This window comes from Grimontia sedimenti, assembly GCF_011045095.1.
Lineage (GTDB): Bacteria > Pseudomonadota > Gammaproteobacteria > Enterobacterales > Vibrionaceae > Enterovibrio > Enterovibrio sedimenti.
This window is the reverse complement of the sequence record NZ_JAALDL010000004.1, coordinates 23,663-38,453: the sequence shown is the minus strand read 5'-3', so window position 1 is coordinate 38,453 and position 14,791 is coordinate 23,663. Positions and strand designations below refer to the sequence as shown.

The window sequence follows — 14,791 nt, the reverse complement described above, 5'->3', positions numbered from 1 at the left end:
ATATGAAGCGACATTGAAGAGGAGGAAGTGGCTCGTTAAGCGCTCAGATTGCCGATATACTCATATACCCAAACAACCCAACTCTATGAAGATAAAATGAATAAGTGGGCAACATTATTAGGGGCGATGCTGTTGACGGGGTGTGTGGCCACACCGGATCCGGGTAGCGAAAAAATTACCGTCTTGTGGGGCGATGCATTAGAAATGCTGCATTGTGAAGACAAAGGCGTCGTTGTCGGTTCTCAGGGGCATTGGTATGACTATTGGTTGATTGAAGATGGGGTACTGACTCAGGGCGCGGTCAATGAATTGCGTAACAAAGCGATGCTGCTGGAAGCGGATACTGTTCTACTGTATGCGCCAAAACCTTTCTCTACATCGGTCACTTTTCTGGCTAAAGCGTATCGCTGTCATCCGTAAAGCAGCATCACGAAAATCAGTAGTGCGCTAAATGCTGCGGTGGTTTCCAAATGTGGAAGCCACTTTTTGATCTCTTGAGACATCGAGTGGTCTTCCACTTTCCCGGCAATGCCTTGTCGTGTCCAGCGTTGTACGTTTGGGTGAAAGAACAGGTACACCTTCACCAGAGAACCTACCATTTGCTCATACCATAGTAACACCACAAAGATGGGGTGAAATTGCCCTGACTGCACCGAAATCAGCATCACATTTAAACTTCGCGTAGCAGCCACCCAGAACAGATAGGCAATGACAACCTTGGGCCCAATGAGTGCTGCAACAAATATCGCCAGTGATGGGCCAATCAGGGTCGTCCACATGCTGATCCGTTGGTCTAACAGACAGAGCCACAAAAACAGGCCAGCTTTGCGTGGACCGAGTTGGATAGCACGGATATTACTGCGGAGCATATTGCCGTACCAACGGGTCATCAGTGAGATACTGGTGCCCAAGAAACTGCCTGAAGGAGCATCTTCCAGGCAAGTTACCGCCATGTCTGGAATGTAGAGCATTTTCCAGCGCTCCTTGAGCACATAAAACCAGGTGCTTTTATCGTCCCCGGTTAACATACGGATTTTGCCGTAACGCCAGTGTTTAACGTGGTCATAGCGCAAGCTTTCGATAAAGTCGGGAGACAGCGCCATGGAGGCGCGAAATGCTGAAAAGCGGCCTGTTAGTACCAAAACACGATAGGTCAGGCTGAGTGAGCTCATATAGAAATGGCGTTGTGCCATGCGCTGACGATACCATTGTCGGGTGAGGGAACTGCCTTTCACGATGGGTTTATTATGCGTCGTCACCGCGCCAAGATCGTGATAGCGCATCAAAAACCTGAGACTTTTGCCAACATACCTTCAGGGACCACAGTATCCCCATCCATCAGGATCAACACGCTGTCTTTGGAAACGGGGCGGTCTTCCGCCAGCAGAGTCAGTGCATCTGCCATGGTGTTACGCTTGCCAGTGCCGTCCTGATCGATAATGAACAGAGTGACAGGAACCCGTTGTTTGAGTTTGTCGAATTGGGATTCAATGATACCGATATCGGCTTCGTCGGTGACACAAGCAACCGCGCGGCATGCAACGCCAAAGTTTCCAATCTCATCAATCAAGGCTTTGAATACGGGGGCGCTGATCTCCGGCGTTGTACGGTAGCAGGGGATCACCACCAATATCTCGCTCGGTTTATGTGTCATCTCCGCCAAGCTGGAAATCACCGGATAACGAACATATTGGTAATAGAGCCCACGGAGTAGGTGAATGGATTTCCAGCCATAGCGCCACAATCCGATAAAGCCAAGCGTGTAAACTACCTCTTCCTGAACGGGGACATCAGGCAGGATGATATACAACCCCCAAAGCCCCAGAAGCAGGGTCGCAAAGAACAGCCACCAAAGGATAGTGATATGCCGAGGATCCTGGCGGTGGAAGTTCTTGATGAAAAGGCGATCGATATTCATAGGTTGAACCAGTGTTTGAAGACATCTTTCCAACTCACTGTTGCAATCACAGTGGCGGGCTCATTCACTATGGTCGTCTCGGCACCTTGCTGTGGCACAACTTTGATCAGCGTATATTGATTAAGCCTTGGTAACGTTTTTGGCAGGCCGCTCAATGATTCGCCTTCTTCGTTATAGATATCCGCATTGGCGGCGCTGTAGAACTGCACATGCTCTATTGTGCCGATTTGCTTTGTGTCGTTACTGGCAAGCTTGTACTCCACTTCCATACCGATTTTGAGCAGTTCTGCTTTTTCGAGTGGCATCAATGCCAGAATCGAGCGTTGACCTCGGTCTGGGCTGGGTGATGGCGACAGCTCAAAGACAGAGGTACCCGTTTGTACGATTTGGCCGTCACGGGCGTTAATGGCAACGATGTAACAGTCGCAGGGGGCATAGGCCAACCCGCGGGTTTTCAGTCGTTCGATTTCCTCAAGAAGCTTGTCTTTTTCAGCGATCAATATGTCGAGCTGACTTTGCGCTTCAAACGGGGATTTACCACTGATTTGCGCTTCTTTGGGTGGAACACCAAGCAAAATTTGATCTAATTGGCTTTCGATAGCTTCGATTTCAGCGTCGAGTGAAAGAAGATCCCTTTTGATTTCGAAAGTTTCAACACGCTCCAACTCGCGCGTGACGGAATCAACACTGCCTTTTCGGAAGCCAGTATCATACAGCCTTAAGATTTTCTCACGGGTTTGGAGCTCTTCTGTCAATAAATCCTTTTTCTCAGAGAGAAGCTGAAGCTCTTTGAAAAGTTGGGAGTTGTAACGAGCCACCGACTCCTTACTCTGACGAAGCACGGTTTGTAAGTAGTTAATCTTACTGTTGACCTTGTCCAGCTCTTGTTTGTCTTTGGCGAGCAAGTCCGTGCCTTCCTCGGTAAAAACGGAGAACAACAGGTCACCTTCTTTGACTTGTTGGCCTGGTTTGAAATCTGAGAGGTTTAATACACCGTTGTTATAGCTTCGTTGGGAGAGCACAGGTTGGCTCACAGCAGCATGCTGTGAGGTGATGTTGAGAATACGGGACTGTACCATCAAGGCGGCAACGGTAATGATCGCGACTGAAATTAAGGCAACGAGTGCGAAACGCCACCAGTTTTGCTGCATGCGCTTCACTTCTTCTTCGTGCAGCTGTGCTTTAACGCCGTAAGAGGTGACACTTTCCAGTGAAATCGTTTCACCAGTGAGGTAGGTATCTACGATAGACTGCAGCGTTTTCTGGTGACCGGAGTTAAGCGAGTAGAACTGGCAACCCATGGCATAACCGCTTTCGCTGGCACGCATGACTTCGAATTGAACAGGCGTGGAAAATCGCCCTACTGGTAGCTCGAAGCAAAGGTGTCCGTGGTGTTTGTCACCTTTTTTCCCAGGATATTTTTCGTCGGCAATAGAGAAACCACCCACACTCCATTCCTTAGTGGGGTATAGAACACCATCGATTTCGATTTGTGCCGGAAACTCGATGCGTGGAAACTTTCGCGCACCGGATCGGGACTGAAACGTATGAATCGACCCTGTGTTAATAGCCGCTACTCCCATGTTGCCTCCTGGTTGGGCTATGCCATAACCGTGAGATTGCAAATGTCGCGCCAACAAGACGATATGGTGAGATTGTTATAATTGACTTAAAAAGAAGACTTACTGATAAGTATATAAGTAATATCTGTTTTTGGGAGGAAGATGCGATATTTAACGGCGTAGAGGCACATCGAAAAGAGGACGCTTTTTGCTGATATGGCAGAAAAATCTGCAGTTTGTGTTCTTAGTGCGTCAAAAAGCAGTGTTGCAAATTGAGAATCGAAAATCCTAATTTTCGCAATATGAGGAATAGTTGGACAGGCGTTGTAGATAAATCTGGCACAACAAGAAAGCGACTGAATAGCCGCTTCTGGTCTATGTAGGTAGCCACCAGTTTAAACTTGGGTGGCGCGCTCGAGATGGAATAGATGAATTTCGTGCAGGATTCGCTCAGAGATAATCTCTGAAATGATGCCATCAAAGCGGCTTTGCAGATCCTGAATAGACGGGATCATCTGCATGACGCCAGCTTCATTTTCTTCCGTGATTTCCATGTCCAGACTCAGGTCACAATCAAGCGTGGCGATGAAAGGCTTCATGCGCTCCATGATGCAATTGACCATGTATTCATTAGAACTGAGTTGATTCAATTCCTCGCGAATCATCTCGGTCATGGGGCTGTTTTGAGGTTCACAGCGCGAACCCCCCTCTACAGGGAAAGGAATGACTGTCGGCATAGCGTAATCTCTTTAAAATATATAATAATTATAGGTTTCCGCCTTTTAGGCGGTTTTTCTTATTTGTTGAATAGTTTAATAAAACCAGCCATGTTGACCAGTAGCCGCTTAAGATAGTGGAGCTCGGTTTGCAATCTTAATAAAAAGAATGCAAATAGCGACCATTTTACACTTGCACAATCGCAAATGTTCTACTACGACAGCAACAAGAGATCAACCGCCGCTAAGGCTTACTGGCAGACATCCGCTCACAGAGCAACACAGACCCTCTCTGGATTTTTTCATACAACTCGTCGGGTCGTGGGTTGCCGTCAAAATTGTATTGCTCCAGTGCTTTACAATCGGAAGAAAAATCGACAGCACCCACCATCAAGGCTGCCCCTTTCATCTTGTGAGCGATTTTCTTCACATCGACAAAGCGATCGCTGTCCCAAGCTTCGGTTAACGCATTCATATCGCTTTGCTGTGTGGAAAGGTAGCGATCCACCAACATGCCAATGAGCTCTGGGTCATCCCCCGTACTCTCTTTGAGTGTCGAGAAATCGAAAGGATCGAGTGTTTCGTTTTCGACTTCTGTTTGTTGTGGTTGCCGCTCCGTAGCGGTTGAAGCTGGTGATTGTGATGGCTGAGAAGGTTCTGCGATGGCAGCAACGGCGATGTTTTCCGAATCGGGTTCAGGTTCAGGGAGGAAGCTGTTCATCAGCACAATTAAGTCGTGTTGTTTAAAGGGCTTGGCAATGTACTCGGTCATGCCTGCATCAAGACACTTCTCGCGATCGCCACTCATGGCGTTAGCCGTCATAGCGATAATTGGCACTTCCGGTAACTGGTTTTCAGACTCCAATTGGCGAATTTTTCTCGTGGCTTCGAAGCCGTCCATCACCGGCATTTGGCAATCCATAAAAATCATGTCATAGCGGTTGGACATAAAGCGTTCAAAAGCAATGGAGCCGTTATCAGCAAGCGTGGTTTTACAGCCAAGCTTGGTCAGAACGGTATTAATAAGTTCCTGATTGACTGGATGATCTTCCGCGATGAGCACAGACAACCCTTGTACATAGAGACTGGTGCCGGCATTGCGCTCAGTTTTCTCCTGTTGAGTCATCTTGCGGAATATTTGTTCACGCGTCAGACCTTGGGCATCCAGAGAGATAACCGTTGTCAGGGTGTGATGAATGGTTTCGATGTTAAACGGCGAAGTGAGAGCTGCTGAGATAGCTTCTGTATTCTTCGTCAGTACACCGCGTATGTCTGCCAGATAGATAACGGTATGAGAGTGGCTCTGTGACGTCAGAATCGTTTTCAGTTTTTCAAGGGAGACGGTGTGGTCAAGCAAGGTGACGCTGAAACCGCCTGATTGTAATGCTGCAGATGCGGCATTTTCATCCCTGGCGACGGTGACGGCCAACCCCAGTATGTTGAAGTATTTCTGGAGATTGGTGATTTGGCTGACACTTCGGGAAATCAGTAGCGTGTTCACACCTTTCAATGAGATTGCGTCTGAAGAGAGCTGTTCACGGGGTTCGTCAGGAATGTTGACAGTAAAACGTGCGCAGAAAGTAGAGCCTTGCCCAATGTCACTCTTGGCCTGAATATCACCGCCGAGAAGATCCGCAAATTTACGGCAAATGGGTAGCCCAAGTCCCGTTCCCTGATAACGACGTTTGCTGGAGCTATCTATCTGGGAGAAGTTTTCAAAAACTTTATCGAGCTGGCTTTGCTCAATACCGATGCCGGTGTCTGTTACCTTGAGCTCAATGTCGCAAGCCTTACCATGGCGACGGATTTGAGTAATGGATACATCCACGTAGCCACTGTCGGTGAACTTTGCTGCATTACCCGCCAAATTAACCAAAATCTGCCTGAGTTTCGAAAAATCAGACGTGATAAACTGAGGGAGTGTAGGGTCCGTGTAAGTGGTAAAACTCACATTGTCTTTCACCCTTGGCGCAACGATATTCGTAACGTTCCCAATCAGCTCGTGGACGCAGAAGGTTTCCTCCCGCAAAGACATTTTACCCGCTTCAATCTTAGAAAGGTCCAGTACGTCATTGATGATATCCAGCAATGCGTTTGCCGAGACCGTAATCGTTTCGTTGTAATGCCGTTGTTCATAGGAAAGTTGGGTGTGAGAAAGCACTTCAGACATCCCGATGATGCCGTTTATCGGTGTGCGGATCTCATGGCTCATCATGGCAAGGAAGTTTGATTTGGCTTCATTGGCTTGCTCTGCATCGTCTTTGGCTTTGACCAGTGCTTCATTCACTTCTTTGTTAAGCTGGGTCTGGCGGTTGGAATACAACATGCTGCAGATGCTTTTTACAACAGGCGCAATCCAGTTGATGAGTTCTTCCGTGTAGGGCTCTTCACGGCCTGCCAGTACGATAACGCCGACCTCTTCACCCATGGTTACCAGTGGCAGTAACGCATAGTGTTCAAAGAACTCGTTGTTCTCACTCACTACCTCTTTATGAAGAGATGAAAATTCTGTTCGCTTGAGCTGAATGGAGGATTCGGCATAAGGCAGCAGTTGGATTGGCAGCCCTGTGAATTCATTATGGAGATTGGTGGTCTGGTGCTTGAAAAGCACCTCTTGCTTGCCCTGTTTGACCGACAACATTGCCGCGAGTTTGCTGTCGGTAAAGGTCGCTAATACCACGAGCGCTTTTTTAAATGAGCGCTCGGAGTTACCCGTGGTCATGTACATATCCTGAACGGAATTGAACACGGAATAGAGTGCGTTACTGCGGCTGAGCTTTGCTTCCATACGCGTACGTTGGGTAATGTCCCGCACGTTCATCACGACGTAGTCCTGATCGCCGATGCGCTGTTTATTTCCGATAAGTTGGAGAAACAACGCATCTTCGCTTCCCCCCTGGAATATTTTGCTGGCCTCTTCGTTTTCCAGTGCGTTTTGATATACCTGTTTAATAGCGGCCAACAGCTGCGCATTGATATCTGTATAGAGGGTGTTTAAAGGAGCACCGCTTTCCGGGACGTTAGGCAAGTCAACCAGCGTAGATGCGCGATGGTTGACGGTCATCACGTTGCTGCGGCTATCAAACACGATCACACCATCAGCATAATTTTTTAAGATGGACTCCAGATATCGCTTGGTAAACCCAATCCCCAGCAAAGAGTTGGCGTGCTTAATAAGAAAAAGGACAAATGCCGCTGTGACCACCAGAAAAGCGACGGAAAGGTAATTACGGGTATAGGACACCGCGCTGAGTGCGTTACTGGCATCAAACTCTATCACCAACCCTATCGGTAGCTTGTCGTGCCACATCCAGGCGCCGATCGACGGGTTAGGTAGCTGACCTTGATAACCTTCTGCATTGACCCGGATAACTTTGTCCGAACGGTAAAGCAAGTCAGACGGTGTCTTCCGCTGTCTGTTAGCCGTCTCTATCGATGTTGGTAACAAAGACAAATTTTTTGCTGGCGCTATCACCTCGCCAATATTGTTAACGGCAAAAGCAATACGGGACGGAATGATTTCCTTGCTGAAGAACAGTTTGTCAAAGTCAGTGCTTTCCCTTGATGCGAATAGGATAACTGGCGCTCTGTCTTTAGTGCCATTAGAAAAAGCAACGGCCATAAAAACTTCAGTGTTGGATTTTATGTCGTTGGATATGTGAGGCGGCGTTACAAACAAATCACGGTGCCTGACCATACGGGCAATGTCAGGGTAAGCGTTCTTCGCGGTGTCGGAAAACTCATAAGCCAGCTCGAGAAGGATTTCTCCACTGGGTGAAAACAAGGTGACTTCATCAAGAGAGAAAGAATCCCGGTATAGCTCAAGGATTTTCTGGACTTCCCCCGCATTGGTGAGTGCGTCTTCACTGAATACTCCGCCTATATCCAGTGCTTGGAGCAACTGTTTGTCAGTAGCAATGATTTCCAGCTCGCGTTCGCGGTGATGGTACCAGTCATCCACAGAGGCGCTGAGGTTACTGATTTCAGTGCTCAGGAAGTAGGAAAGTTTTTCCTGTGTATCTTGATAGATCGAGCGGTAAAACCACACAAAAGTCAGTAACAGGATGATGATAACGATACCCCCGCTCAGGAAAAGCTGAGCTAGCGTATAGCGTGATTCCTGACTGGCCAGGCGGAGGTTGTTAGCCATTTAATCCTCATCAAGTCTGCATTTCAAAGATGGACTTGTATTTGGTGTCTTCTTGAACGACGTGTTTTACCCACCAAAAGCGCAGAAGTCGGAAAAAATCGGTTTTGTAGAAACTAGGATCTGCCTGGCATTTAAGCACCACAAACTCAGCCTGTTTGATGAGGCGTGCATGCATGTCTTTGTGCATTTTCAGCCTCGGGTAGTCAGCCTCTATGAGCAGGGCTTCTTCTTGCTCGATGTGGTGTTTGATGTAATGTTGAAAGCGCCTAGCAATGTCTTCGTACTCGTTACCTTCATGGTGATTCACCACAAGGTCGTAGGTATCGTTAATAATGGCGAGCAGTTCCTTATTACTTTCATCCAACTCGTGATGACCGACGGTAAATCGGTCTTGCCATTTGATGAATTTCTTGCGGTTATCTGGTTCAGGCTGCCCCTCCGCCGCGGGTGGGATAATCGGCTCCTGTGACAAAAACTCTGGCGAGATTGGAGCCTTGTGCTCATGAATAACCTCATCGACCTCTTTGAGTATCTCATCGGTAAAAGCGACGGTGCCATTCATCTGGAATGCCGTGGATTTTGCGGGGTCTTGCTCATACATCGAAAAGTAATGCTCAACAGTTTTCTTGGGTTTGGCTTGTAATGAAAGCTGGTTGATGCGTTCCTGAAGCGATTGTCTGTTGACGGGTTTAACCAGAAAAGCGTCAACATCGAAAGCGATACACTGGGCAATCACACTCTCGGATGCATTGGCGGTCAGAATGATGATAGGAATATCATGAGGCAGTCCATAGCGCCCACTACGGATCAGCCGCAGCATTTCAAGGCCATCAATAGGTTCCATCTGTAAATCCGTGATGATGAACGATGGACGTTCATGGTAGAGCTTGGAGATTGCATCAGCGCCATCAATAGCCATGATGCAATCATTAAAGCCGAGAGACTTCGCCATAATCGCGATGGTCTCCCGGATCATTTCATGGTCATCAACAACTAAGCACTTTTCCAGCATTTACAACCCCGTCAAACATATACTCTCCCTTATTAAGGAATAGTCTAGAGGGCTGATTTTTCAATGAAAGAGAGGTCGGTTTTAAAAATGAGATTATTAATTCTGATACAGATCTCGTTAGCGGATTAACCAGAAGAAAATCATTGAAATTACGACCGTTTTCAGAGTGCCGAGACGCATCAGGCTGAGTGCACATACGAATACTCCCGCCAACAGGAAAGGATTGTCGAGTGATATGTCGATGTTTCCCTGAGGGAAAAGAACAATGGGCACGACTAATGCGGTGAGAACGGCCGGTGCTGAATATTTCAAAATTCGTTGCATCACTGGTGTGACCCGGAAGGGAATGCTCTGAGCGAGAAAGAAGTAACGAACTGAAAAGGTAATACAGGCCATGCCAATGATCAGAAGCCAGGTATTCATTTGCTTTTCTCCCCATCTTTTTTGGTGCGAGTGGGCATAACGCTTTCACAAACAAACCCTGCCATCATGCCTGTTAGGGCAGCAGCGATGAGTGAATTGCCAAAACCTGCCAGTGTAAATATCGTCATGGCTGCAAACGAGACCAACACACAAACCAAGACAGGAATATCTTTGATGGTTGGGATCACCAAAGCGAGGAAAGTCGCGGCAATGGCAAACTCCAACCCTAGTTCTTCGATGTTCTCAAACTGGGTTCCACCGAGCACACCCAACAAGGTGGCAAGATTCCAGCATAAATAGAAAAAGGCGCCACTGAACAAGGCGTAGTGTTTATCAAATTGACCTGTCTTCTCTATTTGAGCCGCACACAGTGCATACATCTCGTCGGTCAACAGAAAGCCGAGAGCAACCCGCCATCTAAAGGGTAACTGACGGATGTACTGACGGAAATTCACCGAGTAGAGCAGGTGGCGGGCACTGATGACAAAGGTGGTACCAAACAACGTACTCCCTGGCATCCCCGCGCCCATCATGGTAACTCCAGAAAGCTGCGCAGCACCGGCAAAAACAAACAATGACATGGCTTGTGCCTGCAAGGGAGTTAATCCCATTTGGACGCCCAGTGAGCCACACAGCACACCCCATGGGATCACCGCCACGCTGAGCGGAAACATGTCAGCGCAGGCACTGAGCCAAACTCTATTCTTCATGGTTAATGCGGGATTGTCCTTGTTCATGCGAATCCTTCGATTTATCCGAATGCGGGAGAATGCTTTCAGTTTTATCAGCCACCCGAATCGAAGAATTGCACAAAATTGCTTTCTGGTATTGCTTGGGCGTGACGCCAATTGCGCGGCGAAAATGACGGTGGAAATGGCTTTGATCGTGGAAGCCGCATGAAATGGCGCAGTCGGCAAGACTGAAACCGTTTTTCATCATGTGTTGCGCCCGGCGGACACGTTGCTGGATCTGGTAGGCGTGAGGCGGTAATCCATATCGAGCTTTGAATTGTCTGACCAAGTGATAAGGGCTGACGCCAGAAAGCTCACTCAATGCTTCCAGACTGACGGCTTCTGTGGCGTTTTGATGCAGATATTCGCGCACCAAATCCAGTTTGGGACCGATCTTGACGATGTCTTCTGGCAACTGTGGGCGCTTGTTAAACCGGCATGTCAATGAAAGCAACACATGATGGGTGAAGGTTTCAGTGAGCAGTGGGTCTTCATTGCTTCGCAAAAGGGAGAAGAGCATTAAAAGTTGGTTTGATAACTTGGGGTCTTCTTCAACGGCGAAAGGAAAATACGGCACTTTGGATGCCAAACCAAGATCTTTGGAAACCGACTCGAATTGCGCCTCTGTCGGGTACATGGCTTCGTACGTCCAGCCACCTTCGGTCGCAGAGTGACCATCATGAACTTGGTCCGCATTAACAAGAATAATGCTACTGGCTGGCGCGACGTGATAACCACCGGTTCGCCAAAAACGCTGCGCGCCCTTGCGAATGACACCGACGGTATAACCCTCATGCGTATGGCGGGAAAAAGCTTGTTTCTCGTAGGTAGCTTCCAACACCTCCAAGCCGCCTAAAAGAGGGGACGATTCGAATTTCGCGCGTTCCATTGCACTCCTTGCTTCACCTAAAGAAGGATCGATCACCAGAATCTTAGGAGTATACCGAAAGCAGCCGTTAAAAATTTGTACAAAATTGCGATAGCGGCAGCGGGCGAAATGAAAAAAGAGGAATGTTTGGTATTCAGATAAAGAAAAAGGACGCCGCGAGGGCGTCCTTTCAAATTCTCTGCGAGAAGAAAAATTATGCTTTTTCTACGTTTGCAGCTTGTGGGCCTTTTTGGCCTTGTTCGATTTCGAATACTACTTTTTGGCCTTCAGCCAGAGTTTTGAAACCTTCGCCAGTGATAGCGCGGAAGTGAACGAAAACGTCTGGGCCATTTTCTTGCTGAATGAAACCAAAACCTTTTTCTTCGTTAAACCACTTCACGGTACCGGTAGATTTAGACATGTTGTCTCCTGAATATATTTCCATTTGTAACATTGCGCGAACGCATTAAGACCTTTTATTAATGAATCACTTATGGTGGCAAATGTAGCGAATATCTTCAGGACAACTTACTTTTGCGAAGGTAGGGTGTAACGAAGTTTTCAATTGCAGCATAAAGAGCTCTATTAACCAGGCCGAACGATAGTACCACAGAGGTGCCAATTGTATAGCTAATTTATGACTCTTCTGCGTCACCTTGTGCTTTAGGTCCGCTCTTTCTTCGCAAAACGCACTGAAAGTTGGCGAAAATAAAGACAAGTTAAAAATAGTCTGATTTCGTGGAAAAGAAAGTGAGACATCTCTCGATTTTCGAAAGGAAAAGTGTATTTGTTCTAAGAATCATAATGTTAGGCGTCTCTTTAAGGCGAAATTGTCACAGAGTTGTCAAATATCCAGTCAAAAACGACCTACCCTATTGAGACAGCCAGTTCTGATGTTTCGAACCCGTCACTGTTTGAGTAAATGGAAAAAAATAAAATCATCAATAAAGAATCGAAAGTTCGGGAGGACTTTAAGTGAAAATTGGGATTGATCTGGGCGGCACAAAAATCGAAGCCGTTGTTTTAAACAATAGCGGTGAACAGGTTTTTGTAGAGCGTGTTCCTACGCCACAGCATGACTATCAGGGAACGTTGGACGCCATAAAAGGGCTGGTCGATCGGGCAGAAGCTGCGGTTGGTGAACAGTGCTCCGTCGGTATGGGGATCCCAGGCACACTTTCTCCGGTGACCGGGAGAGTAAAGAATGCCAATTCAGTCTGGCTCAACGGCCAGCCACTCGATAAAGATTTGGGTGCTCTCCTTGGCCGGGAAGTTCGTATCGCGAACGACGCAAACTGTCTGGCGGTCTCTGAAGCCGTTGATGGCTCAGGTGCTGGTAAACACATGGTGTTTGGCGTGATCATCGGTACAGGTTGTGGGGGCGGTATTTCGATTGATGGCAAAGTCCATGCTGGTGGTAACGGTGTGGCAGGGGAGTGGGGACATAACCCATTGCCTTGGCAGAACGACCAAGACAGACATCATGCGGAGCATATTCACTGCTATTGTGGACGCCCAAGTTGCCTGGAAGTGTTTATCTCCGGCACCGGGTTTTGGAAAGATTTCGAGTTAATGCATGACGAAACCCTGCGTGGACCAGAGATCATGGCACGTGTTGCGGAAGGTGATGAAGCGGCAGAAGCCTGTATTCAGCGTTATGAAGATCGTCTAGCCCGGGCACTGGCTTCTGTGGTGAATGTGTTGGACCCGGATGTGATTGTGCTGGGTGGTGGTATGTCTAACGTTGAACGCTTGTACACCAATGTGCCAAAGCTTATGAAAAAGTGGGTGATGGGTGGCGAGTGTGATACACCCATCGTGAAAGCCAAATACGGCGACTCCAGCGGCGTACGTGGCGCAGCCTGGCTCTGGTAAAGATTCATAGTGGCATGGCGTCCTCCGCAATGCTCTCTTCCTCAATTTTCTCTCTTACGCCAACCTCAGCGAATGTCTCTATAGTTACAAGGTAATTCTCATTTCTAATACTTCAGTATTTGATGGCATTTTAAGGGGACGTATGAAGATCATTTTTGCGGACGATATGGCAGACATGCGCGAGGGTATCATTGAGTCTTTGGATGCAATAGAAAAAGACTTTGGGCCTTTTGAAATTCTGGGGCAGGCGAAAGATGGCAGGGAGCTTATCTCTATGGTTGAACGCAATCCCTCCGTCGATTTGGTCTTAACAGACTTGCGGATGCCAAACATGGATGGCCTATCTGCGCTGGTGTACTTGAGAGCGAACTGCAACATCAAAAATATCGTCGTCATCTCCAGCGAGAGTCTGGTTTCTATCTCACAGGCAGAGAAGATAAAGGTGGACGCCGATACAGAGGAAAAGCTGGCGTTGCTCGATAAAATTGCCCACCGCGTCATTGATGACGAGGTCGTGGAAGGCAAAATCAGTTCCATTCTGATTGGCTGTGAGAAGCTCAGACTGGATCCTATTCAGGTGGTCGAGTATTACGGCGCCACTGGCTATATGCGTAAGCCCATCACAAAAAGAAAAATGCGTGGTTTGTTTGAAGAACTGAACAAAACAGACTCCTTCATTAATATCGGTATTGTTTGAAGCCGTTAACTGGTTATCTGTTCGCTTCAGCAGATAACCGCCCTTCCTCCACGCTTTTCCCCTCTCTTTCATGCTGTTATTGATGCTGTATGCGTGCGTTTAGTGCCTATTGATAGCTTTGACATTGAGACGTGCTGGCCTACTGTTAAATCAATACCTCAACATTTTCTCAAAAATAAAACATGAGGGTGTCGTCGTCATCGGGTGTTCCCAACCCGTTGTTTTTGTTTTAAGCCTGATGCTTGAAGGGCAAGTCATGGACAGTGTAGCTGAGTGTTATCCGGACAAAGGGTTCGACCTGAGTACTGGATCCAAAGAAGCCGATCATCACAGCGGAACGAGGTTAAAACAGAAAAACCTCATCTTCTCGCTGGATGAAGAGCAATACGGAATCCCGCTTTCTTCTGTGAAAGAAGTGATTGGCATGGTGAAAGTCACGCCCATTCCTCATATGCCTTGCTTCTTCAAAGGTCTTATCAATCTTCGCGGGAAAATCATTTCTGTTATTGACCTCAGGCTAAAGCTCGGGCTTGAAGAGAAAGCCTATGAGCCCAAGAAAACCGCCATCATCATCAGTGATGTTAATTCCCTGACTGTAGGAACCATAGTGGATGATGTGAATGAGGTTGTGGGTTTCACGGATGAACAGATTGAAACCAAGCTTGAGATATCCAGCAGCATCAAGCGCGAATATATCCATGGTGTGGCAAAGGCGGATGATAACAGCCTGGTGTTGTTGCTCGATATTCTCAACGTACTCGAGCCGGAAGAACTGGATCTGATTAGCAAGCAAGTATCTGCGCCGCCAACGTCAGGCAGTGTGGATTTTGATATTTAGC

At 47.6% G+C, this 14,791-nt stretch carries 14 protein-coding genes; 4 read left to right on the top strand and 10 right to left on the bottom strand.

Annotated features, from left to right (window positions below):
- Positions 1-96: 96 nt before the first annotated feature.
- Positions 97-420, top strand: coding sequence for a DUF4156 domain-containing protein (locus G5S52_RS07195; protein ID WP_165012448.1), 324 nt, complete (start codon positions 97-99; stop codon positions 418-420).
- Here G5S52_RS07195 and G5S52_RS23885 read toward each other — a convergent pair.
- From G5S52_RS23885 to cspE, 10 genes are all read right to left on the bottom strand, one after another.
- Positions 411-1,283: a glycosyltransferase gene (locus G5S52_RS23885; protein ID WP_235956139.1), complete on the bottom strand. Its 873-nt coding sequence runs from the start codon at positions 1,281-1,283 to the stop codon at positions 411-413. The genes G5S52_RS07195 and G5S52_RS23885 overlap by 10 nt on opposite strands.
- Complete coding sequence (locus G5S52_RS23880; protein ID WP_235956138.1) at positions 1,283-1,918, bottom strand: hypothetical protein; 636 nt, start codon at positions 1,916-1,918, stop codon at positions 1,283-1,285. The genes G5S52_RS23885 and G5S52_RS23880 overlap by 1 nt, the downstream gene beginning before the upstream one ends.
- Entirely contained in the window at positions 1,915-3,501 is a 1,587-nt protein-coding gene (locus G5S52_RS07185; RefSeq protein WP_165012447.1) for an HlyD family efflux transporter periplasmic adaptor subunit, read from the bottom strand. Before G5S52_RS07185 ends, G5S52_RS23880 begins: the two co-directional genes overlap by 4 nt.
- Before the next feature lie 374 nt (positions 3,502-3,875).
- Positions 3,876-4,217, bottom strand: a complete 342-nt coding sequence (locus tag G5S52_RS07180; RefSeq protein WP_165012446.1) for a hypothetical protein — start codon at positions 4,215-4,217, stop codon at positions 3,876-3,878.
- Between the two features lie 223 nt (positions 4,218-4,440).
- Positions 4,441-8,346, bottom strand: a complete 3,906-nt coding sequence (locus G5S52_RS07175) for a hybrid sensor histidine kinase/response regulator (protein ID WP_165012445.1) — start codon at positions 8,344-8,346, stop codon at positions 4,441-4,443.
- Positions 8,347-8,356: 10 nt separating this feature from the next.
- Positions 8,357-9,358, bottom strand: a complete 1,002-nt coding sequence (locus tag G5S52_RS07170) for a response regulator (RefSeq protein ID WP_046306672.1) — start codon at positions 9,356-9,358, stop codon at positions 8,357-8,359.
- 117 nt (positions 9,359-9,475) lie between these two features.
- A complete protein-coding gene (locus tag G5S52_RS07165) occupies positions 9,476-9,781 on the bottom strand; it encodes an AzlD domain-containing protein (RefSeq protein ID WP_165012444.1) in 306 nt (101 codons plus the stop codon).
- Complete coding sequence (locus tag G5S52_RS07160) at positions 9,778-10,518, bottom strand: AzlC family ABC transporter permease (RefSeq protein WP_235956137.1); 741 nt, start codon at positions 10,516-10,518, stop codon at positions 9,778-9,780. The genes G5S52_RS07165 and G5S52_RS07160 overlap by 4 nt, the downstream gene beginning before the upstream one ends.
- Positions 10,481-11,401, bottom strand: coding sequence for an AraC family transcriptional regulator (locus G5S52_RS07155; protein ID WP_165012443.1), 921 nt, complete (start codon positions 11,399-11,401; stop codon positions 10,481-10,483). The genes G5S52_RS07160 and G5S52_RS07155 overlap by 38 nt, the downstream gene beginning before the upstream one ends.
- A gap of 193 nt (positions 11,402-11,594) precedes the next feature.
- Complete coding sequence (gene cspE, locus G5S52_RS07150; protein ID WP_002536803.1) at positions 11,595-11,801, bottom strand: transcription antiterminator/RNA stability regulator CspE; 207 nt, start codon at positions 11,799-11,801, stop codon at positions 11,595-11,597.
- A 554-nt stretch (positions 11,802-12,355) separates the two neighbouring features.
- Between cspE and mak the strand changes: the two genes are divergently transcribed.
- The 3 genes from mak (at position 12,356) to G5S52_RS07135 (ending at position 14,790) form a co-directional block, all read left to right on the top strand.
- Positions 12,356-13,255, top strand: coding sequence for a fructokinase (mak, locus tag G5S52_RS07145; RefSeq protein WP_165012442.1), 900 nt, complete (start codon positions 12,356-12,358; stop codon positions 13,253-13,255).
- A 142-nt stretch (positions 13,256-13,397) separates the two neighbouring features.
- Positions 13,398-13,952, top strand: a complete 555-nt coding sequence (locus G5S52_RS07140) for a response regulator transcription factor (RefSeq protein WP_165012441.1) — start codon at positions 13,398-13,400, stop codon at positions 13,950-13,952.
- A gap of 256 nt (positions 13,953-14,208) precedes the next feature.
- Positions 14,209-14,790 carry a chemotaxis protein CheW gene (locus tag G5S52_RS07135; RefSeq protein ID WP_235956136.1) on the top strand — a complete coding sequence of 194 codons (582 nt, stop codon included), beginning with the start codon at positions 14,209-14,211 and terminating at the stop codon, positions 14,788-14,790.
- The last annotated feature ends 1 nt before the right edge of the window (position 14,791 follow it).

Bases quoted from the DNA above. Each gene is read 5' to 3' on its own strand.
- G5S52_RS23880 (WP_235956138.1), bottom strand. From the start codon at position 1,918: ATGAATATCGATCGCCTTTTCATCAAGAACTTCCACCGCCAGGATCCT.
- G5S52_RS07140 (WP_165012441.1), top strand. From the start codon at position 13,398: ATGAAGATCATTTTTGCGGACGATATGGCAGACATGCGCGAGGGTATC.
- G5S52_RS07155 (WP_165012443.1), bottom strand. From the start codon at position 11,401: ATGGAACGCGCGAAATTCGAATCGTCCCCTCTTTTAGGCGGCTTGGAG.
- cspE (WP_002536803.1), bottom strand. From the start codon at position 11,801: ATGTCTAAATCTACCGGTACCGTGAAGTGGTTTAACGAAGAAAAAGGT.
- G5S52_RS07160 (WP_235956137.1), bottom strand. From the start codon at position 10,518: ATGAACAAGGACAATCCCGCATTAACCATGAAGAATAGAGTTTGGCTC.
- G5S52_RS07185 (WP_165012447.1), bottom strand. From the start codon at position 3,501: ATGGGAGTAGCGGCTATTAACACAGGGTCGATTCATACGTTTCAGTCC.
- G5S52_RS07165 (WP_165012444.1), bottom strand. From the start codon at position 9,781: ATGAATACCTGGCTTCTGATCATTGGCATGGCCTGTATTACCTTTTCA.
- G5S52_RS07195 (WP_165012448.1), top strand. From the start codon at position 97: ATGAATAAGTGGGCAACATTATTAGGGGCGATGCTGTTGACGGGGTGT.
- G5S52_RS07180 (WP_165012446.1), bottom strand. From the start codon at position 4,217: ATGCCGACAGTCATTCCTTTCCCTGTAGAGGGGGGTTCGCGCTGTGAA.
- G5S52_RS07135 (WP_235956136.1), top strand. From the start codon at position 14,209: ATGGACAGTGTAGCTGAGTGTTATCCGGACAAAGGGTTCGACCTGAGT.
- G5S52_RS23885 (WP_235956139.1), bottom strand. From the start codon at position 1,283: ATGCGCTATCACGATCTTGGCGCGGTGACGACGCATAATAAACCCATC.
- G5S52_RS07170 (WP_046306672.1), bottom strand. From the start codon at position 9,358: ATGCTGGAAAAGTGCTTAGTTGTTGATGACCATGAAATGATCCGGGAG.
- G5S52_RS07175 (WP_165012445.1), bottom strand. From the start codon at position 8,346: ATGGCTAACAACCTCCGCCTGGCCAGTCAGGAATCACGCTATACGCTA.